32 protein-coding genes and 1 pseudogene are annotated in these 23,310 nt (G+C 30.7%); 24 read left to right on the top strand and 9 right to left on the bottom strand.

Annotated elements, in window-relative coordinates; all coding sequences use genetic code 11:
• Positions 1-70 precede the first annotated feature (70 nt).
• Positions 71-658 (bottom strand): SOUL family heme-binding protein, encoded by a 588-nt coding sequence (locus N3Z17_RS05305; protein ID WP_282471682.1) that lies wholly within the window; start codon positions 656-658, stop codon positions 71-73.
• Positions 659-761: 103 nt separating this feature from the next.
• Here N3Z17_RS05305 and N3Z17_RS05300 point away from each other — a divergent pair, with 103 nt between their 5' ends.
• The 9 genes from N3Z17_RS05300 to N3Z17_RS05260 all read left to right on the top strand — a co-directional run bounded on the left by N3Z17_RS05300 (position 762) and on the right by N3Z17_RS05260 (position 5,516).
• Positions 762-1,457: an iron-containing redox enzyme family protein gene (locus tag N3Z17_RS05300; protein ID WP_282471681.1), complete on the top strand. Its 696-nt coding sequence runs from the start codon at positions 762-764 to the stop codon at positions 1,455-1,457.
• A gap of 299 nt (positions 1,458-1,756) precedes the next feature.
• On the top strand, positions 1,757-2,878 hold the full coding sequence (locus tag N3Z17_RS05295) for a hypothetical protein (RefSeq protein ID WP_282471680.1): 1,122 nt from the start codon (positions 1,757-1,759) through the stop codon (positions 2,876-2,878).
• Between the two features lie 329 nt (positions 2,879-3,207).
• Entirely contained in the window at positions 3,208-3,429 is a 222-nt protein-coding gene (locus tag N3Z17_RS05290; protein ID WP_282471679.1) for a DUF378 domain-containing protein, read from the top strand.
• Positions 3,430-3,431: 2 nt separating this feature from the next.
• Positions 3,432-3,638 carry a cold-shock protein gene (locus N3Z17_RS05285; protein WP_282471448.1) on the top strand — a complete coding sequence of 69 codons (207 nt, stop codon included), beginning with the start codon at positions 3,432-3,434 and terminating at the stop codon, positions 3,636-3,638.
• A 27-nt stretch (positions 3,639-3,665) separates the two neighbouring features.
• Positions 3,666-3,941: an HU family DNA-binding protein gene (locus N3Z17_RS05280; protein WP_282471449.1), complete on the top strand. Its 276-nt coding sequence runs from the start codon at positions 3,666-3,668 to the stop codon at positions 3,939-3,941.
• A 9-nt stretch (positions 3,942-3,950) separates the two neighbouring features.
• Positions 3,951-4,409, top strand: a complete 459-nt coding sequence (locus tag N3Z17_RS05275; RefSeq protein WP_282471678.1) for a ferritin-like domain-containing protein — start codon at positions 3,951-3,953, stop codon at positions 4,407-4,409.
• 134 nt (positions 4,410-4,543) lie between these two features.
• Entirely contained in the window at positions 4,544-4,747 is a 204-nt protein-coding gene (locus N3Z17_RS05270) for a hypothetical protein (RefSeq protein WP_282471677.1), read from the top strand.
• Positions 4,748-4,771: 24 nt separating this feature from the next.
• On the top strand, positions 4,772-5,212 hold the full coding sequence (locus tag N3Z17_RS05265) for a ProQ/FINO family protein (protein WP_282471676.1): 441 nt from the start codon (positions 4,772-4,774) through the stop codon (positions 5,210-5,212).
• Positions 5,205-5,516, top strand: coding sequence for a CDGSH iron-sulfur domain-containing protein (locus tag N3Z17_RS05260; protein WP_282471675.1), 312 nt, complete (start codon positions 5,205-5,207; stop codon positions 5,514-5,516). The genes N3Z17_RS05265 and N3Z17_RS05260 overlap by 8 nt, the downstream gene beginning before the upstream one ends.
• Before the next feature lie 72 nt (positions 5,517-5,588).
• Here N3Z17_RS05260 and N3Z17_RS07660 read toward each other — a convergent pair whose 3' ends face one another.
• Positions 5,589-5,819, bottom strand: a complete 231-nt coding sequence (locus N3Z17_RS07660; RefSeq protein ID WP_410519580.1) for an IS110 family transposase — start codon at positions 5,817-5,819, stop codon at positions 5,589-5,591.
• Between the two features lie 407 nt (positions 5,820-6,226).
• A complete protein-coding gene (locus N3Z17_RS05250; RefSeq protein WP_282471673.1) occupies positions 6,227-6,997 on the bottom strand; it encodes a hypothetical protein in 771 nt (256 codons plus the stop codon).
• Positions 6,998-7,347: 350 nt separating this feature from the next.
• Here N3Z17_RS05250 and N3Z17_RS05245 point away from each other — a divergent pair, with 350 nt between their 5' ends.
• Together N3Z17_RS05245 and N3Z17_RS05240 are read left to right on the top strand one after the other, a co-directional pair.
• A complete protein-coding gene (locus tag N3Z17_RS05245; RefSeq protein ID WP_282471672.1) occupies positions 7,348-9,084 on the top strand; it encodes a lipase family protein in 1,737 nt (578 codons plus the stop codon).
• A gap of 14 nt (positions 9,085-9,098) precedes the next feature.
• On the top strand, positions 9,099-9,800 hold the full coding sequence (locus N3Z17_RS05240) for an outer membrane protein (RefSeq protein WP_282471671.1): 702 nt from the start codon (positions 9,099-9,101) through the stop codon (positions 9,798-9,800).
• Positions 9,801-9,955: 155 nt separating this feature from the next.
• Here N3Z17_RS05240 and N3Z17_RS05235 read toward each other — a convergent pair whose 3' ends face one another.
• The 6 genes and pseudogenes from N3Z17_RS05235 to traA all read right to left on the bottom strand — a co-directional run bounded on the left by N3Z17_RS05235 (position 9,956) and on the right by traA (position 18,172).
• Positions 9,956-11,086, bottom strand: a complete 1,131-nt coding sequence (locus N3Z17_RS05235) for a bifunctional methionine sulfoxide reductase B/A protein (protein WP_282471670.1) — start codon at positions 11,084-11,086, stop codon at positions 9,956-9,958.
• A gap of 183 nt (positions 11,087-11,269) precedes the next feature.
• Positions 11,270-12,631: a group II intron reverse transcriptase/maturase gene (ltrA, locus tag N3Z17_RS05230; protein WP_282471669.1), complete on the bottom strand. Its 1,362-nt coding sequence runs from the start codon at positions 12,629-12,631 to the stop codon at positions 11,270-11,272.
• Between the two features lie 5 nt (positions 12,632-12,636).
• A complete protein-coding gene (locus N3Z17_RS05225; protein ID WP_282471668.1) occupies positions 12,637-12,762 on the bottom strand; it encodes a hypothetical protein in 126 nt (41 codons plus the stop codon).
• Positions 12,763-13,222: 460 nt separating this feature from the next.
• Entirely contained in the window at positions 13,223-13,657 is a 435-nt protein-coding gene (locus tag N3Z17_RS05220) for an Rpn family recombination-promoting nuclease/putative transposase (protein ID WP_282471667.1), read from the bottom strand.
• A 4-nt stretch (positions 13,658-13,661) separates the two neighbouring features.
• A pseudogene (locus tag N3Z17_RS05215) lies at positions 13,662-14,240 on the bottom strand (DNA-3-methyladenine glycosylase I).
• 17 nt (positions 14,241-14,257) lie between these two features.
• Entirely contained in the window at positions 14,258-18,172 is a 3,915-nt protein-coding gene (gene traA, locus N3Z17_RS05210; RefSeq protein WP_282471666.1) for a Ti-type conjugative transfer relaxase TraA, read from the bottom strand.
• A gap of 371 nt (positions 18,173-18,543) precedes the next feature.
• Here traA and N3Z17_RS05205 point away from each other — a divergent pair, with 371 nt between their 5' ends.
• The 13 genes from N3Z17_RS05205 (at position 18,544) to N3Z17_RS05145 (ending at position 22,974) form a co-directional block, all read left to right on the top strand.
• Positions 18,544-18,840, top strand: coding sequence for a mobilization protein (locus N3Z17_RS05205; protein ID WP_282471665.1), 297 nt, complete (start codon positions 18,544-18,546; stop codon positions 18,838-18,840).
• Positions 18,821-19,261: a DUF4113 domain-containing protein gene (locus N3Z17_RS05200; RefSeq protein ID WP_282471664.1), complete on the top strand. Its 441-nt coding sequence runs from the start codon at positions 18,821-18,823 to the stop codon at positions 19,259-19,261. The genes N3Z17_RS05205 and N3Z17_RS05200 overlap by 20 nt, the downstream gene beginning before the upstream one ends.
• Before the next feature lie 10 nt (positions 19,262-19,271).
• The gene (locus tag N3Z17_RS05195; RefSeq protein WP_282471663.1) at positions 19,272-19,529 is read left to right on the top strand and encodes a hypothetical protein; all 258 of its coding nucleotides are present in this window, start codon (positions 19,272-19,274) and stop codon (positions 19,527-19,529) included.
• 117 nt (positions 19,530-19,646) lie between these two features.
• Positions 19,647-19,811: a hypothetical protein gene (locus tag N3Z17_RS05190; protein WP_282471662.1), complete on the top strand. Its 165-nt coding sequence runs from the start codon at positions 19,647-19,649 to the stop codon at positions 19,809-19,811.
• A 53-nt stretch (positions 19,812-19,864) separates the two neighbouring features.
• The gene (locus N3Z17_RS05185) at positions 19,865-20,368 is read left to right on the top strand and encodes a Bax inhibitor-1/YccA family protein (protein WP_282471661.1); all 504 of its coding nucleotides are present in this window, start codon (positions 19,865-19,867) and stop codon (positions 20,366-20,368) included.
• Positions 20,369-20,433: 65 nt separating this feature from the next.
• Positions 20,434-20,643 carry a cold-shock protein gene (locus N3Z17_RS05180; protein ID WP_282471660.1) on the top strand — a complete coding sequence of 70 codons (210 nt, stop codon included), beginning with the start codon at positions 20,434-20,436 and terminating at the stop codon, positions 20,641-20,643.
• 5 nt (positions 20,644-20,648) lie between these two features.
• On the top strand, positions 20,649-21,128 hold the full coding sequence (gene ssb, locus N3Z17_RS05175; protein ID WP_282471659.1) for a single-stranded DNA-binding protein: 480 nt from the start codon (positions 20,649-20,651) through the stop codon (positions 21,126-21,128).
• A 20-nt stretch (positions 21,129-21,148) separates the two neighbouring features.
• On the top strand, positions 21,149-21,268 hold the full coding sequence (locus N3Z17_RS05170; protein WP_282471658.1) for a GapR family DNA-binding domain-containing protein: 120 nt from the start codon (positions 21,149-21,151) through the stop codon (positions 21,266-21,268).
• A gap of 160 nt (positions 21,269-21,428) precedes the next feature.
• Positions 21,429-21,707, top strand: a complete 279-nt coding sequence (locus N3Z17_RS05165) for an HU family DNA-binding protein (RefSeq protein ID WP_282471657.1) — start codon at positions 21,429-21,431, stop codon at positions 21,705-21,707.
• A gap of 23 nt (positions 21,708-21,730) precedes the next feature.
• On the top strand, positions 21,731-22,027 hold the full coding sequence (locus tag N3Z17_RS05160; RefSeq protein WP_282471656.1) for a hypothetical protein: 297 nt from the start codon (positions 21,731-21,733) through the stop codon (positions 22,025-22,027).
• Positions 22,020-22,271, top strand: a complete 252-nt coding sequence (locus tag N3Z17_RS05155) for a hypothetical protein (RefSeq protein ID WP_282471655.1) — start codon at positions 22,020-22,022, stop codon at positions 22,269-22,271. The genes N3Z17_RS05160 and N3Z17_RS05155 overlap by 8 nt, the downstream gene beginning before the upstream one ends.
• Positions 22,272-22,274: 3 nt before the next feature.
• A complete protein-coding gene (locus N3Z17_RS05150) occupies positions 22,275-22,673 on the top strand; it encodes a nucleotidyltransferase substrate binding protein (RefSeq protein WP_282471654.1) in 399 nt (132 codons plus the stop codon).
• Positions 22,663-22,974, top strand: a complete 312-nt coding sequence (locus N3Z17_RS05145; protein ID WP_282471653.1) for a nucleotidyltransferase family protein — start codon at positions 22,663-22,665, stop codon at positions 22,972-22,974. The genes N3Z17_RS05150 and N3Z17_RS05145 overlap by 11 nt, the downstream gene beginning before the upstream one ends.
• Positions 22,975-23,310: the final 336 nt, after the last annotated feature.

Raw genomic sequence — 23,310 nt, 5'->3', positions numbered from 1 at the left:
TTTTATCCTATTTATATTAATTTCTTGTAAACAAATTTTATCAAAAAGATTATACTTGAATAAATTATCATTAATTAATCTCCATCATAATTTCATTGCGTCTCATAAATGATAAGGTCCAAGGTGGATTATAAAATGCATATATTGGAGTTGATAAGCTCTGTATTTCATTTTCAAATATATACTTCTTGAGCTTCTCTTCATTTAGAGCAATATTTTGATCTGAGATAATACCTGAAAAATTAATAACTATATATTTTTTGCTAGGAAGTTCTTTGAGACTTATATTTTTATTATTAGGTTGAGGGAGGGTTTCCATATTGTATTCGGAAGGCATTATAAAACTTATCTGCCAATTTTCCTGAAATTTTTGCTGTCTAACTGGAGCTGTCATTGGAATATCTTCTTTTGATTTATTATTGCCGAATATATAGTCAGCTAGTATTTTAAATCCTCCCCTTATCGCTTCTTTACGCTCACCTTGAACTTCCACCAAAGCTATGATCATTGGGTTATATTTTCTTATCTCGATGTTTTCTTGAGATGAAATAACATGATATTTAGGTTTTTCGACATTACTCATAATTGGACCTACTAATATACACCCTAAAATAATAACCAAAACTACTGATGCTATGAGTATATACTTTTTATTCATAAATTTTAACTTTTATTCTTAATAATTTTTGATAATAATAAAAACTTGTCAAATATCATAAAATGTAATTAACTATCTATATTTAATAAAAATTACATTTTTAATGATGACTAGCCAATGTTCGACAGATTTAACTAATTGTGTTTACAGTATAATTAATTCTTATTCAGATAAGGTTAAAAAACTACCACTTTTTGCTGAAGATTTCGCAAGTTCTTTAACTCTTGAACAAAAGAAATTGTTTATAAAGATTTTTTACCATGCAAGAGGTAAATTCCATGATTTTTTATGGTATGTTGGAAGCAATACACAAAATGCAAAAGTAAAAAAAGTAGTATTACAAAACATTTCTGAAGAATTTAATGGTTCAGCAGCATCGCATGAAGAAATGTACATGCATTTTGCTAATCAATTTGAAGTTGATTTAACAAAAGAATTTTTTGAGAATAAATATTATATTAAATCAATACAGGATTTTAATGATAATCACATTAGCTACTTAGTTAATAATGATGATAATCATAGAATAGCAGCACTCTCAGCGTATGAAAAACTTGATAATATAGATTATCCATTTTTGCTTAAATTCGCTAATCAAATGGGAGCAAAAGGAAAAGCTTTAATTTTTTTCAAAGTGCATGCACTGGTTGAGCATTTTGAAGCTACAAAAGAGATACTAGAAAGTGTTTGGAAAAAAGATGCAGAAGCAGTCATAAAGTCTTTTGAATTTATAACAAATAATCAACTTTTTTTATGGGATTCCTTATTTAAGGAACTAAATACATGTATTTCAGCTTAACAAATAAAAAAATCAAATACTTTAATATAATCTGGATAATTAATAATATACTTTATTTTTTTCTTCTAGATTATAAATCAATCTATGTATATGAAAGTTTATCAATAAGAATTCTATCAACTTTTTTATGTCTAGTTATATTATTTTACTTATTTAAAAATAAACTAAGTAAGACTACACATTATTTAGCAGAATTTAATATTTATTTTTCCCTTCCTTTCTTTTTTACTTTTATGCTAATAAAATCAAACATCTCAGCTTATTGGCTATTGAACTATATGTCGGCTCTGTATTTTACAATGATTTTAATTCCTCCAAATAAATCATTAAAATGGATTTTTTTAGCAATCATAATTGCCATAATAATTAATTATAAAATTTTTCCGTACGATCTTATTCAAAATATGGAGATTAAAAAATTTAAATATTCAATTTTGACTTTTATCGCTCCAGTTATAATAGGGTATTTATTTATTAATAATAAGCATAAAGAAGAACAAGAATTATTAGATTATATTAATAGTAATTTATTAAATAGGAATGTAAATTTTTTAAACAGGATAATTAAAAATGAAACTTCAAAATTACTTTCTCCAAAGGATATTTTAGAAAAAGATATATTGGGTCTTAATCTTTTATTTGATGAACTAAATGATTTATTAAACAAGATTAAAAGTAGTAAGGAGAATCAAGACTTATTGAAAATAAGAGAATATATTTTAAAACTAAATGATGGATTTAAGCATTTAAAGGCAATAACTGAAAAGAAAGCTTCAGTTAAATTGAATTTAATAAATTGTGATATTATATCTATTTTAGAATCTGTCAAAAAAGAATTAGGTTTCCACCATACATTTAACGAAGATATATTAAAATTTTCAGTTCCAGATTTTAATTTAAAAATAAAATTAGATAGTAATTTAATTAAGTTTGTACTCAAGACCCTTTTAATAAAATTGATAAAACATAATGTTAAAGTTTTAGTTAGCATTGAGCAATCACCTGTGAAAATAAAGAGTTATAAAGTTAATAATGAAAAAAATAAATTAGAAGTTGATGGTATAAAAATTTGTATAAAATATATATTTCCAAAAAGGCATTTAAGAGAATTTACATTTAATGATTTATTATTAAATCCAATTGAAATTAATTACTGTAGTGAAATTATAGAATTACACTATGGAGTATTTAATAATCATCAAGAATTAAATCAATTTCAAATTATATTACCAAAAAATATTGATATATTAAACTCAGAAATTCAAGAACAATTAGAAAATAATATCAATAATGTATTTATCGCTATGAATCTTATAAGTGGATTTTATGCATTAACTATAAAAGAAATACAAGCTAATTTATATAAGAAAGGCTTTAGTTATAAAGATATTTCTAAAATAACAAATACTCCATTTTTCTAACTATGTTTTAAGATTACAAACTAAACTATGGTTGATTAAGTAAAACTTTCCTTTGCTTTTTTTTAATTACTTTTTCAAAGTCTTTATCAAATTTGTAGCACCAGATCTTTATTGTTATAACTTACTTCTATTCCTCTATATAGTAACTTTTTATTCAATGCCATAATTCTACTCTCATTTTAACTTGATCATTCAATCTTGTACTTCTTATGGTGCCACCATCAATAAAATTGAAGAAATAAAAAAAAAGAAGAAAGTCACATGAATACGTGCTAGAGTATAGAAAATAAAAAGTATAAAATATTTTAATTTAAACAGGACATAACATTATGACTAAATATTTAAACCCAATTGCACTTTTGCTTATTATAAAAGGTGGAGTTAATTGGCTTCTAATTGGACTTTTTGAATTTAACCTAGTTAACTACTTATTTTCTAGCTTACCAATTTTAGAAAAAGCTATTTACATATTAATTGGAATTTCTGCATTATATTGTATATCATTGCTTAAGCAGGTATCATTTGAATTATTTAATAAAATTAAAACATAAGTATGAAAATAACAGGAACAGTAAAATGGTTTAATTCTACCAAAGGATATGGGTTTGTAGCTCCAGATAATGGATCAAAGGATGTGTTTATACACAGGTCTGCGGTGGAAGAAGCTGGGCTTGATGGTTTAAATGATAATCAAAAGATTAAATTTGAGATTATTTCAAGTAAAGGCAAGGAATCAGCAGAAAATATTGAATTAATTTAATTATAAATAACTTAAGGGAGGTGTCATATGAATAAAGCAGAATTTATAGAAAAATTATCAAAAGAGCTTGATACAACAAAAACAGCAGCAAGTAAGAGCTTTGATGCTGTTATTAAATGTATAGCACAAGCAATGAAAGATACTGATGAATTAAGATTCACAGGATTTGGAAGTTTTAAAGCAAAGCAAACAGAAGCAAAGGAAGTGAAAACACCAAAAGGCACAATAGCTAAAGTCCCTGCACAAAGAAGAATAAGTTTTTCAGTGGGCTCTGATTTTAAAGCTATTATAAACGAGAAGTAATTATTAACTATGAAATTATCAGATACCATCAAAGATAAAGCAATACAAAAACTAAATGAGATATTAGAATTGGAAATGTCAGGTGTGGTAAGGTATACGCACTATTCTCTAATGATAATAGGTCATAATAGGATTCCAATCACCGCATGGATGAAGAGTCAAGCACAAGAAGGCTTAAGACATGCTATTGAAGCAGGGGAAATGATTACTCATTTTGAAGAGCACCCTTCACTTAGGATATCAAATTTAAAAGAATCTTATTGTCATAATATAAACCAGATTTTAGAAGAAAGTTTAGAGCATGAGAAAGCTTCTCTTAAATTATACTACGATCTTCTAGATATAGTTTTATCAAAATCAGTATTACTTGAGGAATATGCAAGAAAGCTGATAGTTGAAGAGGAGATGCATATTGGGGAAGTAGAAAAGATGCTAAGAGTTAATGATATTGACGATAGATGTCAATAAATGGTTATTAACTTATGTTGGCAGCAGTAGTATATGGCGCAATGATAGGCTTTGGTATGTTTTGCTTTTGGTTATTACGTTGGCAGAAAGTAGAGTAAGCTATTAATAAAGAATATAACCAGTGTTTAGCAGATATGTCACAATCAGATAATAAACAAGAAAGACCGGCTGATAAAAGGGATGGTAAATTTGTTAAGAAAAGTTATCCAAGGCCTTGGGAAGTAGAGCTAACAGATGAAGAAATAGAAGTATTAAGAAAAAGCCTAAAGGAGGATGAAATGAGATACGAGGCAAAAGTAAATGATTGGCAGAGAATAAGTCACTTTCAGAGTTATTAATCAAAATATTAGGAAAGAATAAAAATGGGAAAAAACAAATGGCATCTATTATCTCCGGAGAATTACAACAAGGTATTTGATGTATTATCTCAAAGATATCCAAAGTTTTTTATGAGAAGTAAAGTTTACATATTTAAAAAGGGAATACATAGAGATATTTTTAATGATAAAGAATTAAAATTCAGCAAAACAATAATCAGAAAGTTTCTAAGATTATATGCTGAACAAAAGGAATATGTAAAATTGCATATTGAAAACACAGCAAGGTATGATTTAGAAGGTAATGAAGCTGGAATTGTTACAAAAGAAGATGTTGAATCACTTGCAAAAACACAAGAAGAGATAAAAAACCAGATTGCACTCAGAAAAAGTAAGAAGCTGGAACAAAAGAAACATTACAAACCTAACAATAACAATAAACCAAAAATAAATATAAATCTTGAGGTAAAAAATAAAAATGAGTAACTTCAAAAGTCCTTCGATGAGAGTTGGTGTAAATAAAGGCAAAACATACTATTGGTGTGGGTGTGGCATGAGTCAAAAACAACCTTTTTGTGATGGGTCGCATAAGGAAGATAAGCAAAGAAGAAAGCCTATTACATACACAGCTTTAGCTGATAAATTCATATCATTTTGTACTTGTAAAAAAACGCAGTTACCACCTATTTGCGATGGAAGTCATCGTAATATCAAGGTAGAGGAAAATGGTAATAGCGATGATAATAAGATTAATAGCAATACACTAGAATTAAAGGAGATTGCTGATTGATGAATAAAGGCAAAGGTATAAAAAACAAAATAACAACAAAAACTTACATGACATTTTTATAAAAGAGCAATGTCAGATAAAAATGTAGCAGGGGAGTTTCATGAGTAATTTTTTCCATGTTGAAATTACAGATTTAGGCACATGCTCTTTATGTTGTAGTGACTTTAATTCTTTGAATGCAGCATATTTAGGCTTATATGAAATTAATTCAGTAATGTTAGCATATTGCGCTATAATTAAAGCATCCACTGCATCTGTTTTAGTGCTGATTAGTTTGCTCTTTGCAAAAGATTTTATGCACACAGGGTTTAACTATATGCATCTCATTTCCACTTTCATATAGAAATTCTGTTGTTGCTGTAATTTTTTGTTGCTTCCATACAGACTTTTAAAGCAGAAATCTTTTTCTGTTTAAGCCATTTACTAAGGCTTTTAAAACCTTTATAATAATTTTCAAAACTTTCTTTGCCTATACATTTTAAAGCTAACCATGTGAATACAGAATAAACCTACTATTTAAGTTTTTCTAATATACCGTCCAACTTTAGACTTTTATGGAGAGAGGTTCTTATCAAGTTACCAGGCTTAATGCCTTGACGATGCCTTAGAATCACTCCTTCCAACCGTTATAAAATAGCTAATCTCATAACAACTTATTTACAAGTATTTATTCTTACTTTTTCAAGATACATTACTGTGCCGGATGAGTTTTATAACTCACCTACATGACTCATAAAACTATCTGCGTTTAATTCGCATTCTTGATTATGCTCTAGGCAATAATCCTCAATAATCATTTTTGTAGTATTCAATTCTTTATTTAAACTTACATCAATAACTTTTAAAACAAAAAAGTCTTTTTTATCACACTCCATTTTTACTTTGAAAATTTTTGTGTGCTGCTTATCTTTAGGTCGCACATTACGATCTACAACACTAAGTTCACTCTTGGCTAATGATATAGAAGGAGTATAATATGCATGTACTTGATAACCTTGTAAAATTAGTTTACATGCCATATCTACATGATTTAAGCCCACTAAAAGCAGAGGATTAGCTTTTGACTCTATTATACGATCAACCATAAATTGGTCGCGTTCTGCCTTTGCTTTTATTTGCTCTACAAAACCTCTATCTGGCATGTCTACAGCTTTGAATTTAATTTGATATTTTGATAAAGACTTTAAAAAATCTACATACTCTTTGTGAGCTAAGGAGTGTTTATCATAATATTCTATAATAGCCTTTGCTTCATCGTCAAGTTTTACTCCTGGTTTCATTAGTTCCTTAACTTCATAATCCATAGATAAGAATTTCTCTATTGTTTCATCCTTAGTTTCAGTTGTTGATTGTTCTGCACAAAAAGTTTTTACGTTCTGGTTCTTAAAAAATGGTAATAGCTGCCGCATAGTTTTAGCTGGAAGAGGATCAGCGTGCGATTCAAAAAAAATAAATATTTTCTTGTGTTGTTCAGATGTCATTGAGTAAATTATCCTTAATCAAGTTAGAAAGAAACATTCGTACTATATCACAAATTTATATATTGTAAAGATAATTATTGTGACGCCAGGTATTCCTCTTAGATCGCTTCTATATTTTTGCATGGTAATATATTGCATTGAGTGTTAATAACCCTTAGAATATATTGGCTTTACAGTATTGGCTTTACAGCTCTTTTTCCAGACTTTAATTACCCGAGCTTAAGATAAGAAATGGGATATATAATATATAAAATAGCAAAAACCTACTATAAATACGGCAATAAAATTTGACAGAAGATTTTAAATTAATATAATGACGTGGGTGATGGGCAACTTAATAAATTTATCAAATGACTATAATAAATCAAGAGCAGTTAGCACTTTTGTACAAGATGAACGTAGCCGCTTACAGTGGCAAACCATTTCAAGGAACTGAATATACATTTGTTAGCTCAAAAGATAATAATGGCTATTATGGTAGCGCCCATGTTAATCAAGAAAAAAAACAACTAATATTTACACACAGAGGAACAGATAGTTTAAATCCATGGGGTCCTGACAAAACAAATTATGATTTTATCACTGAAGGCTTTAAGAACAAAGCTTTTAAAGGATATGGTGATTGTACTGAGTGTAATGAAGCAATCAATTTCATAGGAGAAGTATTAAAAGATGATGCGTATAAAGATTTTTCTATCATAATAACGGGGCATTCTTTAGGTGCACTATTATCAGATATTACACTTTATCACTTATTAAGCACAAGAGAAAATATCAATTGTACATCTATAGTATTTGCTAACCCAGGTAGTAAGCCGTTTTTAGAAAAAGTAGCCGAACAAGAAAATAAAAATTTAGATTCTAATTTATATAAATCTATATCTCTAGCTATCAATTTAAAAGGAGACGCGCTAGTAAAGAATGAGAACCAACTGGGATCAGAATGGTTCATTGACTCTGGCAAAGAATGGACATGTCCAAGTTGGTCGGATAAACCAATATGTACATATGCAGGAAACAATCATATGTTAAAAAATATTAGAAGTGCAATAAATGAACTTACAGATGAACAAATAAATAGTGAGCTTCCAAATGGGTGGCAACTATCTATTTTAACCAAAACAATAATAGAAGAAGTTAAAGCATTAAGCGACGATGAAGTAGAGATAGCTAAGGTTAATGTTGATACTCAGAGCTATGATGTTAAATTTAAATTAGGTATTGCTAATAGTGAAAGTATATCAGGCAATGTAATTACCATTGTAAGAGCCGCTGCTCCAAGGGATGAAGCTGCACTTGCAGGAGTAATAAATACTTTATATGTAAAGAAAGATGGCTCAGGTGGTTATACAATAGGAACCGATACTACAGATGCTGTAAAATTAAGTTGTGCGTCTACACTATTCACTGAAAAAACTGTAGGTAAATGTGACGCAGTTACAACACCAGCTTTAACCAAAACAATAATAGAAGAAGTTAAAACATTAAGCTCTGGTGAAGTAGAAGTAGCTAAGGTTAATGTTGATACTCAGAGCTATGATGTTAAATTTAAATTAGGTAGTTCTGGTAGTGAAAATATATTAAATGGTGTAATTACCATTGTAAGAAATGCTGCTCCAAAGGATGAAGGTGAACTTGCAGGAATAATAAATACTTTATATGTAAAGAAAGATGGCTCAGGTGGTTATACAATAGGAACCGATACTACAGATGCTGTAAAATTAAGTTGTGCGTCTACACTATTCACTGCGAAAACTGTAGGTCAATGTGACGCAGTTAATTTGCCAGGTAAAAATAATAAACAAAAAGAGAAGATGAGTAAAGTATTAGAAGATATTAAGGATAGCACAACTCTTAATATTAAGAATATAAATGCCCTTAAAAGTATGGATGCTGATAAATTAAATGTTGTTAGCATAGAAACTATAGGTGCATTTACCAAAACAGTAGCTCGGAATCCTATAGATATGAGTAGTAAGTTAGATAAAGTATTAGAATATTATAGACAAATAGAAACGGCAATAGAACTTGAAATTGATGACTTACAAAATGCTGATAACTGTATAGTTTATGGCGTATGTAATTAAAAAAGGGGAATTAAATGAACAAATTATATCATAGCATTTCGATATTATTAACATCATTTTGTATTTATGGTGTTGCAAATTCGGAAGATTTTTATTTAAGAGCGGATTTAGGTGCTGCGCAGTCAAATAGTGTTAGTAACAATAAAGTACCTTTCTATAAAAACAGTAAAGAGAAAAAATTTACTAAAGGTTTTGCTTATTCAGTGGGAATTGGCTATGAATTAGAGCAAAATTTAAGAACAGAATTGGCTTATCATGGTATAAGTAATTTAAAATATAGTGCAAATATTGACAATAATGGTGCTATAGGCAGTGGTGAATATAAGCAAAAGTTAAAAATAAATGCATTAATGGCAAATATTATTTATGACATCCAGTTACCATCAAACTATAGCTTTAATCCATATTTAGGAGTAGGGCTAGGGTATGCTAAATTAAAACCTGGTATAGCATCAATAAATGCTATTAACACAACTCATAATTATAAAGCAAATAAATCTGATAACTTTACTTATGCTATTAGTGGTGGTGTTGCCTTCCATTTAACTAAGCAATTTATGTTAGATATAGGTTATAAATTCCAAGATTTTGGCAAAGTTAAAAAGTTTTCATCTTGGAGAGGATTTGACATTGATGACCATAAACCTTATAAGGGTGAATATGGGTTCAAGGTTAGAATACATAGTATGATGGCTGGAATAAGATATATCTTTTAGGGTTCTGTCGCTGGCACCGTGTCATGTATCTCTATATATGATGGTGGTGTGTCTAATATTGATACATGCTTTATTCTAATTATTGCTGCATATCCATAATACTTCATCATGATAGATAATATCTGGTTTTAGGATTTGAGAGTTTATCACTTGAATTAAAACATCCAATTATTTCTAATAAAATGGCAGTTATATCCATCTGGATGTTTTTGCAAATATTTCTGATGATATCCCTCAGCCATGTAAAATCTTTTGAATAACGATACTTGTGTGATGAGCTGATTACTAAAAGCATTTGATTCGTTAGCAAGATTTATAATATTTAAGGCCGCATATTTTTGTATATCATTAAGATAAAAAATAGCTGAGCGATATTGACTACCTTTATCATTTCCTTGTTTGTTAGGTGTGGTTGGATCATGGAGAGTAAAAAAAACTTTAAGTAATTTTCTATAAGTAATTTTCTTTGGATCATATTTTATCATAACAGTTTCAGCATGGCCTGTTTTGCCCGTGGTAATATCTTCATAACCAGGGTTATCTAAAGTTCCACCAGCATAACCTGCAAAAGTTTCAATTACACCAGGTGTTTTACTTAAGTAATGATCAAGTCCCCAAAAACATCCCCCTGCTAAATAAGCTTCCTGAGTGCCACTTGTTTCATGATTCTCAAATAATGAAAGATATTCTCCATATCCAGATTCTAACAACTTACCTTTTTCAATAAAATTTATAGCAGCTGAATTTATACAATATCTCATACCTCCAAGTTCCTTGGGGCCATCATTAAATAAATGCCCTAAGTGGCATGTTTTAGTTAATACTTCTGTGCGCCTCATGCCATGAGATAGATCATCTTGCAAGATAATTTCTGATTGATCTAAGCTTTTGGTAAAACTAGGCCAACCACAACCAGAATCAAATTTATCAAATGAAGAGAAAAGGGGCTCGTCAGATATTATATCTACATAAATTCCATATTCCTTATGGTTCCAATATTGATTGGCAAAAGCTTTTTCAGTGCCTTTATTTTGAGTAACTTCAAACTGTACTTTATTTAGTTTTTTGATTTTACTTAGAATATACTTCAATATGTCTTTGGCATATATATGCCTCATTATATACAGCATTGTGTCTAAATACCGTTCTTTTAATTCTTCATCTTTGATTTCATGCACATCTACTACTTTTACTGGCTCTGTAAAGCATTTCTTTGCTAGCTCTACATTTTCAAATAACTCGTAAAATGACCTTGGCGCTGTGTATTTTTTATTGCCTGTATACACAATATTACTGGATAAATAATTGGCAATGTCTTCTCACTACTCTTCTTATCTTTTTGTTTTCTCGAATGCTCCTCACATAAACGAAGCATGTAGAGTAAAGCACTCTCATTGCTGAGAGAGTGCTTCCTCGAAGAACGTAACGTGCGACTTTCACCGCATTACGCTCAGGCACTAATAAGGCAATTAAACGTCACCCAGTAATGACGTAGCACTTTCGGTATATCTCCTTTTCTTGAGGCGCTCAAAGTATTCTTTGAATCTTAAGTCAAAGGGATTTGCGTCTGCACGAATTTTAACATGTCTTTTTATTTTGGTGCTTGATGCATTCTTGAGATAAGCTGGCTTGTTGTTACCATGCTTATCTTGAACTTTTGCATAAAAGCTCCAGTTATCCAGACCATGTGTGGTGAAATATTTCTTGGTTATCCAGTATTTTCCTTTATTAGGATGTCTATGTATAGCCCAAGAATATAGGAGCTTGAAAATCCTGCTATCACCATGTGAAAAGATTTTAGAAGAGACGCCGCTTTTATAGTAATTACACCACCCAATTATTTTCTTATTGAGCAGATATATTAGCCTATCAGTTTCCAAGGGTATATTTGATTTTATAGTTTCTTTGATTTCATTTAGGAAACTTTTGACATTACCTTTTGACGGTTTAGTCAGTAGCTTACCGTTATACTTTCGTATATTAAAACCTAAGAAGTCAAAACCCTCTTCAATGTGCGTAATCTTTGTCTTTTCTTTTGAAAGCTCTAATCCTCTTTCCATAAGGAATTCCTTAACTATTGGAATAATTTTCTTATTTAACATTTCTTTATCTGCTGCAGTGATAACAAAGTCATCAGCATAGCCTATAAAGTGGATTTTCTCTCTTCGTCTAGCACTGTAACTTTCACTTTTTATCTTGTTTTCAAGGCCAGAGAGAGTAATCAATGTTAAACATGGTGATATTATTCCTCCTTGAGGAATTCCCGCAGTAGTAGGATAGAGACTTCCTTTCTCCATGAACTGAGCTGTCAAAAATTTCTGCAGGATTACTTTATCCATTGGAACATTCTTTAATAACCAATCATGTGAGATTTGGTCAAAACAGGATTTAATATCTCCTTCCAAAACAAATTTTGCTGCTCCTCGTCTTCCTAAGTTTATAAAACATTGCTCTATTGCATCTTGGGTAGAGCGTTTTGATCTAAAACCATAGGTGTTTGGATCAGCAAGTTCTTCCGCTATTGGATAAAGAGCTAGTAACCAAAGAGCCTGCATAGCTCTATCTTTCATCACGGGGACGGAGAGAGGGCGCTTTTTATCCTTGCTTTGTTTCTTAGAGATATATATTCTTCTAAGTGGAAGTGGTTTGTATCCTCTTCTTTTTAGAAGATCTATTGCTCTAATCTTTTGCAGATTAGTACTCCATATTTCACCATCAACTCCTGGTGTACGTTTACCATTGTTGCTAGTTACTTGCTTTATAGCTAAAAATTTAGCATAAAACGAGTGAGTCAGGATTCTTTGCAAAGCTTTAACTTTACCTGTCTTCATTTCCCTCATTGCTTTAGCAATACGTATTTGTAGCCTAAAAACATGTTTCTTAGCTCTTCACACTGCAATTGTGTTCCAAGTGGTAGAGTTGATGTTGAAGCTGCACCAATCAAAGATTTCTTTGTTGTCATTTGCGTTTCTCCATAAATTAGGTTCAACAAATTATTTTGCTATTCAGTACCTGCTGGACGTCTACTCACTTTCGTGCCAGATCATGTGATCTGTATGCAGTTCATTACAAACTGCCGTTTGCTTTATCCAGCATCCTATTCTCGCACAGTCATCGGTATATCTTACAACATACTTTCCTCAATTTGCATTGAAGGGGCTATACAAGGTTTCCACGTTCCGTCATAAGAGTACGTTAACTTAGCTGCCTGCTGCAGACCGAGGAACTATGTTGGCTACGGAAAGACTAAATACGACCCCTTTCCCAGGTCCCTATTACCATGGAACAGCTACTTACCATGGGCATTCATAACGATCCCTAAACGCAGGTTCAAATGTCTTCAGCGTATCAACTACCTAATGCTCACCTGATTTGTAGCTATCAGGAGGGTTTTCCATTTGCATTTCTTACCCCGTATAAAACTATACTTCGCTACATTCTCCCATTCGCTCTTTATTCAGAATGGTAGGTTCATCCAGTAGCATGGATGGTGGCATCTTAAGTGTGCCACAACTCTTATTGACAACTTCGTGTCGCACGTATTTGTGTATTCTAAAAGTTATTAATCTATCTGATGTAGATTGATGCTCCAGTAACAGTGATATATACCCAGTTTCTTTTCCATATTTAACTGAATACAAAACATCTGAAATTCCTTCTCCTAGCTCATTACTGAGTGCACTATAATTCTCCTGTTTCAGTGTACTTAAATCTATTATTTCCAGTATTTCTTTAGGTAAATATGATTTAAAAAACTCAGAGGCTATTTCGGGATATGACATTGATTTTTTGAAGAATCTGTCATGAGCCTTTACATTATTATTTGGCTCATTACTTTGTTTTGCTTCTTTACTCATATTATTAACTTAACTCCTTGTACCTAAAGCAACTCCTTACATGATCATTTACCATTCCTGTTGCTTGCATAAATGCATATATTATAGTTGAGCCTACAAATTTAAATCCTCTTTTTTTCAACTCTCTACTTATTTTATCTGATACATCATTCTTTGTTGGTAGTTCTCTGACTGAATTAAAGTTTTGTTGCATTGGTTTATTATCTATAAAATTCCATATATAATCCTTAAATGTGCCATAATCTTTTTGCACTTCAATGAAGCATTTGGCATTTATAACTGATGATTCTATTTTTAACTTATTTCTTACTATACCCTCATTAATTAACAATTCATTCTTTTTTTCTTCATCGTAATTAGCAATTAATTATGGATTGAAATAATCATAAGCCCTGCGATAGTTTTCTCTTTTTTTCAGTATTGTAAACCAACTTAATCCAGCTTGAGCTCCTTCTAATATTAAAAATTCAAATATCTTATGATCTTCATATATAGGAACTCCCCACTCTTTATCATGATAATCAATGTATATCTGATCCTTAGTCACCCAAGAGCACCTATTTACTGAATTAATAATCACCATATTTCTCCTTTTTGCTTTTACCTTTTTTTATATTCCAATTCATATTCATATCCATCACGCTCTTTTTGGAACTTTGATAATGTTTTCATTTCTCGTTCCTCTTGCAATTCATACACATTGACCTCTTTTGCTTTTTCTATCACATTATTTGCCATATCTCTCCCTTTTTCTCTTATTAATTGATCCAAATCCTTTATTCCCTTTGGTAAACTTACTTTATTGATTTCAAGCTCGTCATTTCTATCAAATAACTGAAGCGCAATATTTTTACTAGCTTCTTTCCCTGCGCTATCATTATCTAAACATAAGTTAATCTTCTCTATTCCTAATTTATCAATTAATTCTAATTGCTTGATATTCATTCCGGTTCCGCCCAGTGCAACCACATTCTTTATTCCACTTACTTTTGCATTCATTGCATCTAACATTCCCTCTACTATCGTTATCTCCTTTGATTTTCCTATATTTTCTATCCCTAGTATCGTTGAGCTTTTTACAAGTCCCTTACTGTATATGTATTTACCAAACTTTGAATCTTCATTATATTTTATATCTCTTCCCACTAATCCCAGCATCTCACTTTTCTTACCATAAAATGGCATCACCATCTTATGGCTATATCCTATACATCCCAATGCCTTGACTATTTCTTGAGTCTTCTCAGAAGATAAACCCTCTTTCCATAAATACTCTATTAGCTCTCTCTTATTTGGCATATACCCTATACCCATGGCTTTTACTACTTCTTCTTTATACCCCCTTTCTTCTGTGAGATATTTCATTACTTGGTTATTTTTGATATTAATCTTCTCTAATGAATAGCTATATACCTTATCCCATATTTCTGATGATATACTTTGTTTCGGCTCTACTTTGTCGTTATCTACTAGCTCGCCATCTAAATATTTCATTTTATTTGCATTATCATTATCCTTCATCTTTTCTCTTCCTTCATTCAGAATATCAAGCTTCTCGCTAAAATAGGATTTTATTCCTGCACTACTTGCTAAATACTCAAATACATCCTTCTTATTACTTATCCTGTAATTTTCACTTACATAATCCCATATTGACTTACTTCCCCTAGTATAATCTACTAATATCCCTGGATTATTTGCATATACATATACTTTCCCCTTGTGTCCCGTGCTTCCATCTACTTTATTTCCTGTAGTTGACACATAACAATTTCCTTTCCTCTCAAATCCAAATTCAGGCAATACATTTTGTAACCTTGCGTATAAAGCTTTATATATATCATTAGTGGTTATATTATTATCTATTTTATAATTTTCTTTTGATGACAGCTTCCTTCCTATATTTTTGATTTCATCCTTTACTTTCAAATATTCATACTTCTCTTCTTTATCAATATCTATCCCGTGACCTTCATCCTTAACTAAACTCATTACTTCAATGCCTTTTTTATCTATTTGATTAATTGCCATAACCTCATCTCCCTCTTTTATATCTTTTATTTTTATATCCTTCACTAAACACCCACCTATTCCATTTTGCTCAAGTATTGAAAACTCTTTCCCATTTATATCTATTTTTCCTAAATAACTTGCACTTTCCCCATTCTCTAATTTATCTTCTATATATGAATACTGAAACGTTTCTTTGAATTCTCCTAAAATCCTATCTAACTCTGAATATCTATTATATCCCTCTAAATCTACTACTTCTTGCAGCTTCTCTAATCTCTTTTCAATATCTTTCCTATCAAGTTCAACAACACCCTTATTGACTGCAAAAGTACTTGCTGTATCCTTATAATCTTTTTCTAAATAATCTAATGCCAATTCTTTACGTCCTTCCTTGCTTAAATTCCATACCATATCTTTTTGATCTCTAAACCTGTCTTTACTCCAATATAACTCTACACTCTCTCTATGCCTACTCATCGCCACATATGTACTATGCTTATCCATATATTTTGATGGCATCACAAATGCCTTATCTACAGTTATCCCTTGTGATTTATGTATCGTTGCTGCATATCCATGATCTATATGATTGTAATCTCTTATATCAAATACTACCTTCCCGCCTTTATCTAAATTAACTTCAAACTTCCATCCATCAAAACCATCAATTGTTCCAAGCGTCCCGTTCTTTACTCCAAGCTCCTTATCATTCTTTAAAAAGTAAATCCTATCCTCAATTGCAAAGTCTCTCTTGCCATTATGCGTATCAAATTTAGCTTCTATCCCTAATTCATTATCCGCTCTTCTTACTTCCCTAGCCCTCTCATTTAACGCCTTTACATCCGCTTTTGTAAAGCTCAACATTATCGCAGATTTATTTTCTGATACCGCTTCATGCCAATCATTTACCATTGCCTCCCTTGCTTTTGCTACATCTTCAAATGCATGCACCATACCCCTTTTTCTATATTCCCCAATTGCATCTCCTATTTCTCCAAGTGCTAACAATTTTGTTGCATCAATCTGCCAACTCTCCTTCTGTCTTCTTATGTCATTTAATTCAACATGTCCTACTCTTTCTATTATTCCCCTAAATGCTCCTCCTGCTTCTATTGCTTGTAATTGCTGTGGATCTCCTATAAGCACCACCTTTGCATCTGCAAATATTACTTCATCTATGATCTTTGATAAATCTCTACTGCCTAACATACCTGCTTCATCCACCACTACTATGTCATTCTTCTGCAACCTCTCTCTTTCATTATTCCAATTAACCATTCTGTTTGCTACCGTATAACTCTTTATGCCACTTTCTCCTTCTAAGTTTTCAGCAGCTATTCCAGATAACGCCATTCCTACCACATTATATCCTTCTTTCTCCCATACCTTTCTTGCCGCTCCTAACATATAACTCTTGCCACTTCCTGCATATCCAACTACACATGCCATATCTCTATCACCTGTAATATGCCTAAATGCTTCTCCTTGTGATTCACTTAGCCCCTTATCATTTATAACTCTCTCCCTATATTCCAAATCTATTTGATGATTTGCTGCATCACTTAAACTCTGAGATTGCCTCACCATCCTATATTCAATATCCAGCATCTCCTTTGTTGTGTGCCTGTCTCTATCCCTATCGTCCTTACCTAATTTTATTAATTCCTCTGAATTCTTTATTTTTTGATATACTTTCTCAAATTGTTCAACATCCAACGTATGTGTGTTTACAAATCTAGCTATATCTTCATGTGTAAATATTGATTTATAATGAGATAACGCCTTTATTGCTATACTTGGATCGTTATAGATCTTTTCTCCATTACCTCTCGCTATGCCCTCATGCTCTAATAGCTTATCACTATACCTTGCTCTACCATCATTTGGGCCTATTTTATTCTGTGGCTCTAGGTCTATACCACGCTCTTTATTACTCCTATGATCTATTTTTATATCCAGACCTGCTTTCGCTAAATGTTTATTTGCATAGTTAGCCCATTCTTCTCTTTGCTCATATAAAAAACTTCTTTCATACAATCTTTCTATTTTCTTTCCTAATTCTCCATTTTCTAATTTTCTTGTGACTAACATTATATGCGCATGCGGTTGATCCATCCCATGACCTTTGTGGAAGCACACATCCGCTATTACTCCTTTAGTTAAAAACTCATTCTTAACATACTCTTTTACTAATTTTATATTTTGCTCATAACTTAATTCTTTTGGTAGTGATACCTCTATCTCCAATGCTGTTCTTGCATCTTTTCTTTTGTCACAACTCTCAACATGATTCCATAAACTCTCTCTGTCTTTTGTAAATTCTACATCTTTTTCTGGGCTCATTATTTCTTTATGAAAAACATCACTTTTCTTACTATAATCAAATGTTTTATCTAATCTTTGATCGTGCAATTTTTCTGCAGATCTATATGCAGCTTTCCCCACTGCTGAATGACCTTTATTTCTCGTTATTGTTTTATAGCTAAAATGATATACTGCCATTTTATTTATCCACGATATGATATTGCTGCGTTTTCAAAACTAATACTTTAATAAATCTCACTATACCAAGTGAGATAACTAAGATTATGTATTTGTTATTTTTTAAAGTACTTAATAGATTTTTAAAAATTACAGTTTTTATATAAAAATACTGAGTACTATATATTTTAAAATAGTTAATTATATATTTCTGCTTCTTCATATCTCACTTATTCTATTTTATCTAGCTAGCTACCATGCTTAAAGGACTAAAGCATTTAATAGGTTATTCATAACCTGAAAACGCGCAATTAATATTATTGAGATAAGTATATTTAGTTTATTTTTATTTGCGCTTCTTGTCAATATTTGTTATTATATAGCCTATAGTAATGCATATACTTATTATTTTGGATAATAAAACTAAAGAAAAGATAGAAAAGCTTAAGAGTAAGCAAGCTGTTTTGAAAGCTCGCCTTGAGTTATTAGAAAATAGAGCAAAAACTAAAGAGCGTAAACTTGAAACTAGACGCAAGATTCTTGTTGGTAGCTATTTTATTGAAAAATATACCAATAAAGACGAATATGATGAATTGGTCAAATTAATGGATGAATATTTAATACGAGAATCTGATAGAAATGTTTTTGGATTAGATGATGATAAAAATAATGAAAAAAAATCCAAATGATATTGGTAATAAAAAAAGCACTGTATTTAAAAATATAGTTATAAAATATAGTAAAATTATCAATAAAACTAAAAAAAGTACCTCTTCAAATCAAAAAGATTTATTTAATCCTGAATTGTTTTTAACTATAGATAAAATCAATAAAAAGTTTGGCAAGGATACTGTATGCTTTGGTGATCAATTAGGTAATTTAGATTATGATAAATTACTTGATTCTAATGATTTTAATTTACTCAAAAGTGAAGCTGACAAATTGTTAATTACTTATCAGCAAATTGATAAACAACTAATTGCTCTTTCTAAAGCAACCAACACCAATTCTAATATTTATAAACGTAAGCAATTACAAAAGCAGAAAGATGAAATTAAACAAGTTTATGTCTCAATTAAGCAAAGAATTTCTTTAATCTCAATTGAGTAGATAAATGCAAATGACATTACCAAATACAGAGCCTGAGAAGTGGAAAAGATATTATTTTGAGTCAAAGGGCCGTTATTATATTGCAATTCTCCAGCAGGATATTTTTCATGAATGGAGCATTATTAAATGTTATGGTGGGAAGGAGAATAAATTAGGTAACTTGATTATTCAATCTTGTAATTCTTATGATGCTGCCATAAATGAAATTGAAGAAATCAAAAAAATAAGAAAAGCTCATAAATATGCATTAAAAAAACTGATTACTTAAAAAGTAAGAATTAGATTTTGAAAATGCTAGTGGAATTAACTGTAATATGGTAGAATGAAGATATATATCACTAATAATCTTAACGAGGGTTTGAGTAAAATTGAATATTAGGTACTTATGAATTTTGATAATATAAAATCAGTATATAAAAGAACTAGTCAAAGAACACATTATGATTGTGGTCTAAGAGAATACTTACTTAGAGTATATCAATATATGTCATTTGCACTTGCTCTAACTGCAATAATATCAATGGGAGCTGCATCATCTTCACAATTTTAAATCTAATATATGGCACACCACTTAAGTGGGTTATAGCACTTGTACCACTAGGTATGGCTTTTTATATGAGTAGTAGATTAATGTCTATGTCAGTAACCGGAGTGCAAACTTGTTTGATGATATTTGCAACTCTTATGGGTTTATCATTATCAACAATATTCATATTGTTCACAGGAGAAAGTATTGCTAGGGTATTTTTTATAACAGCAAGTACATTTGGAGCTATGAGTGTATACGGGCATACTACTAAAAGAGATTTAACAAGTATGGGCTCATTTTTAATGATGGGAGTGATAGGTTTATTTATAGCTAGTGTTGTGAATATATTTATGCAAAGTGGGGTTCTGCAATTTGTAATTTCAATAATAGGTGTTGTAGTATTTACATTATTTACAGCATATGACTCACAAAAAATTAAAGCATTATATTATAAAACACAAAGTAATGCTTTGATCACACACAAACTTGCTATATATGGGTCACTTGCGCTATATATGGATTTTATAAATATATTTGTATTTTTATTGCAGCTATTAGGAGTTAGAAGGGATGAGTAATATTTTTATGGAAAGGACATATGATTTTAATAAAATTAATCAATTTATTAAGGAGAACTAAAATAATGAAACAAACAGGCACAGTAAAGTGGTACAATTCAGAGAAAGGGTACGGCTTTGTTACACCAAATAATTCTAAGAAAGATATATTTATACATAGGTCAGCATTAGAAGCAGCAAGACTTAATACTTTAGACGAGAATCAAAAGATAGAATTTGATATAGAAGAAAAGCAAGGCAAAACTTCAGCAATAAACATAAGTAAAATAAGTTAATAATTATGGCAGGAAGTGTTAACAAAGTCATAATAGTTGGCAATGTAGGAAATCAACCAGAAATCAGAGTAACTCAAGTAAGTGGAGAAGAGCTCGCTACTTTCTCACTTGCAACAAGTGAGAGATGGAAAGATAAGAACACTGGTGAACAAAAGGAAAAGACTGATTGGCATAAGGTTGTGGTTTTTGCGCCTGGGCTTATTAGAGTAATAAAGGAATATGTACATAAGGGAAGTAAACTTTATATAGAGGGGAAATTACAAACAAGAGAGTATCAGGATGAAACTGGTATAAAAAAATATACAACAGAGGTAGTGTTAACTTCATATAGCAGCACATTGGTATTGCTGGATAATAAAAATGATACAGGAGGTTTTCCTGGATTCAATAAGGAAAAAAACGATTCCTTGAGATATGACCAAAAAAAGGAATTAGAAGATAATTCTCAAGAAGAGGATATTAATTCTGACGAGATACCATTTTAACAAATTTAAAAGATTTAAAAATGACAAATAAAGAAGAGTTACTACAAATCATAACAAAATTAGAAAATTTAGAAGAAGAAAGAGCTAATGTTGCTCAGAATGTAACTGATACATTATCAGAGGCTAAAATCAAAGGCTAAGATATAAAAATACAAAAGCAGATATTAAAGGAAAATGGATGATGACGATAGAATAAGACAAGAAGAAGAGCTTGAAACTTATAAGGTGACCATTGGTATGAAGTGATATTTAAAAATAAAATTATTAAAATAATATAAAACTAATTAAAAGGAGACCAAAATGAACAAAACAGAATTTATTAAGCTACTTGCACAAAAAATGGATACATCTGCAGTCAATGCGGATAAGAGTTTAAAAATAGTATTCGAAACAATTGGAGATGCAATTGCTAAAGAAGATAGTCTTGCGTTTGTAGGATTTGGAACATTTAAAACCACAATTAGTAAAGCAAGAAAGGTAAAAACGCCAAAAGGAGATATTGTAGATGTTTCTGAAAAAAGAATAGTGAGATTTTCACCAGGAGCTGATTTAAAAGCAAAAGCTGCGAGCAGAAAATAATCAAGCACTTTGATTATTGAAGTATGGAACTTGGGATAAGGCTGTCACATATAGAAGAGTCGAAAGAATCACTACAAAAACGTTACAACAGTTTAAGATCTGAACTTAAAAAAGAAGGAAATATAGCGGATTGGAAAAAGAAAAAAACTATAAGCTATGTGGAAGAAATGGTTGAGCATGCTGATAAACATTACAGTGAAGTAAAACATATAGTAGAAGAATTATCAAAAACAGATAGGGTTGCCAAGCAAATATTTCGCACCATGATATCTATTAAAAATTATAAAGAAAAAATATATGATTTATGCGGATATGAGTAATGAAAATCAAAATAATCGAGGAAATCTTTTGAGAGATGGAAAGCACAATGTTTTAGAAGAAAAAACAAAATTTATTAAAAAAAGCTATCCAATGCCTTGGCAAGTAGAGTTAATAGATGAAGAAATAGAAATATTAAGAAAAGGCTTAAAGGAAGACGAAATAAGGTACGAGGCAAAAGCAAAGAGATTGGCTGAGAATACGTCACTTTCAGAGTCATTTAATAAAAATAATAGGAAAGAATAAAAAATGATCAGCTTAAAATTAGATACATTGGAAAAAGCTATAATACAGTTAGAAAAGGGTATTGAAAGAAAGGAGCAAGAACCTACAGATGAGTTGCTACGTGATGGAGTTATACAACGTTTTGAATATACAATGGATTTAGCTTGGAAGTTTATACAGCGTTACCTAAGAATAGATTTACAAGTTGAAGAATCAGCTATACGTAGCAAGAAGGACTTATTTCGTGAATCAGCAAGACTAGGAGTAATCGATGATGCTGAGCGTTGGATTGCTCACTATGAGGCTAGAAATTATACCTCTCATACTTATAATAGACAAACTGCTAATAATGTGTATGCGCAAGTATTGCTATTTTTATTTGATGTAAAAAAACTGCTGGAGGTGTTACGTAGTGCCAATTGATATCAGACTAGATCATTTGCAAATAGTGCGCGATATATTGAAGCAACATGTTCCAAATCATAAGGTAATGGTGTTTGGTAGTCGTGCCAAATTTACAGCAAAACATACGTCTGATTTAGATTTATGTATTATGGGAAATGCACCACTTTCACTTAGCCTACTTGGACATCTACGTGATGATTTTAGTGAGTCAAATTTGCCATATAAAGTTGATTTAGTGGATTGGTATGATTTAGATAATGTGTTTAAAAAAATTGTTAAGCGAGATATGCAACTTATTCAAGGAAAAATCTCGCTATAGCAATTCGAAATATGAGTGAAAATGTGGTAGGTATTGTTTACACATAGAGCCCTGGAGTTACAATATGCATTTACATGCACCTTAATCACGTTTATGCAGCCCATAAATTGTTCTTCTCCCTTTTTACTAAAAGCATCATATCCATATAAATCATATATTTTTTATTTAGCTTTTAGCGCTGTATAAGACCTCTATAATTTAAATTTTGAACTTTCACATAATTCTTTAGCTTTTTTAATGATTTCCTGAGGCATATTAGGTTTTATTAATATTAAATCAAATACTTTATATTTTTCATCTTTGCAGCTCATATAGCTATGTTGTGTATACAGTATT

The organism is Candidatus Bandiella numerosa (assembly GCF_029981845.1).
Classification (GTDB): Bacteria; Pseudomonadota; Alphaproteobacteria; order Rickettsiales; family Midichloriaceae; genus Aquirickettsia; species Aquirickettsia numerosa.
This window is presented reverse-complemented; position numbering and strand designations above follow the sequence as displayed.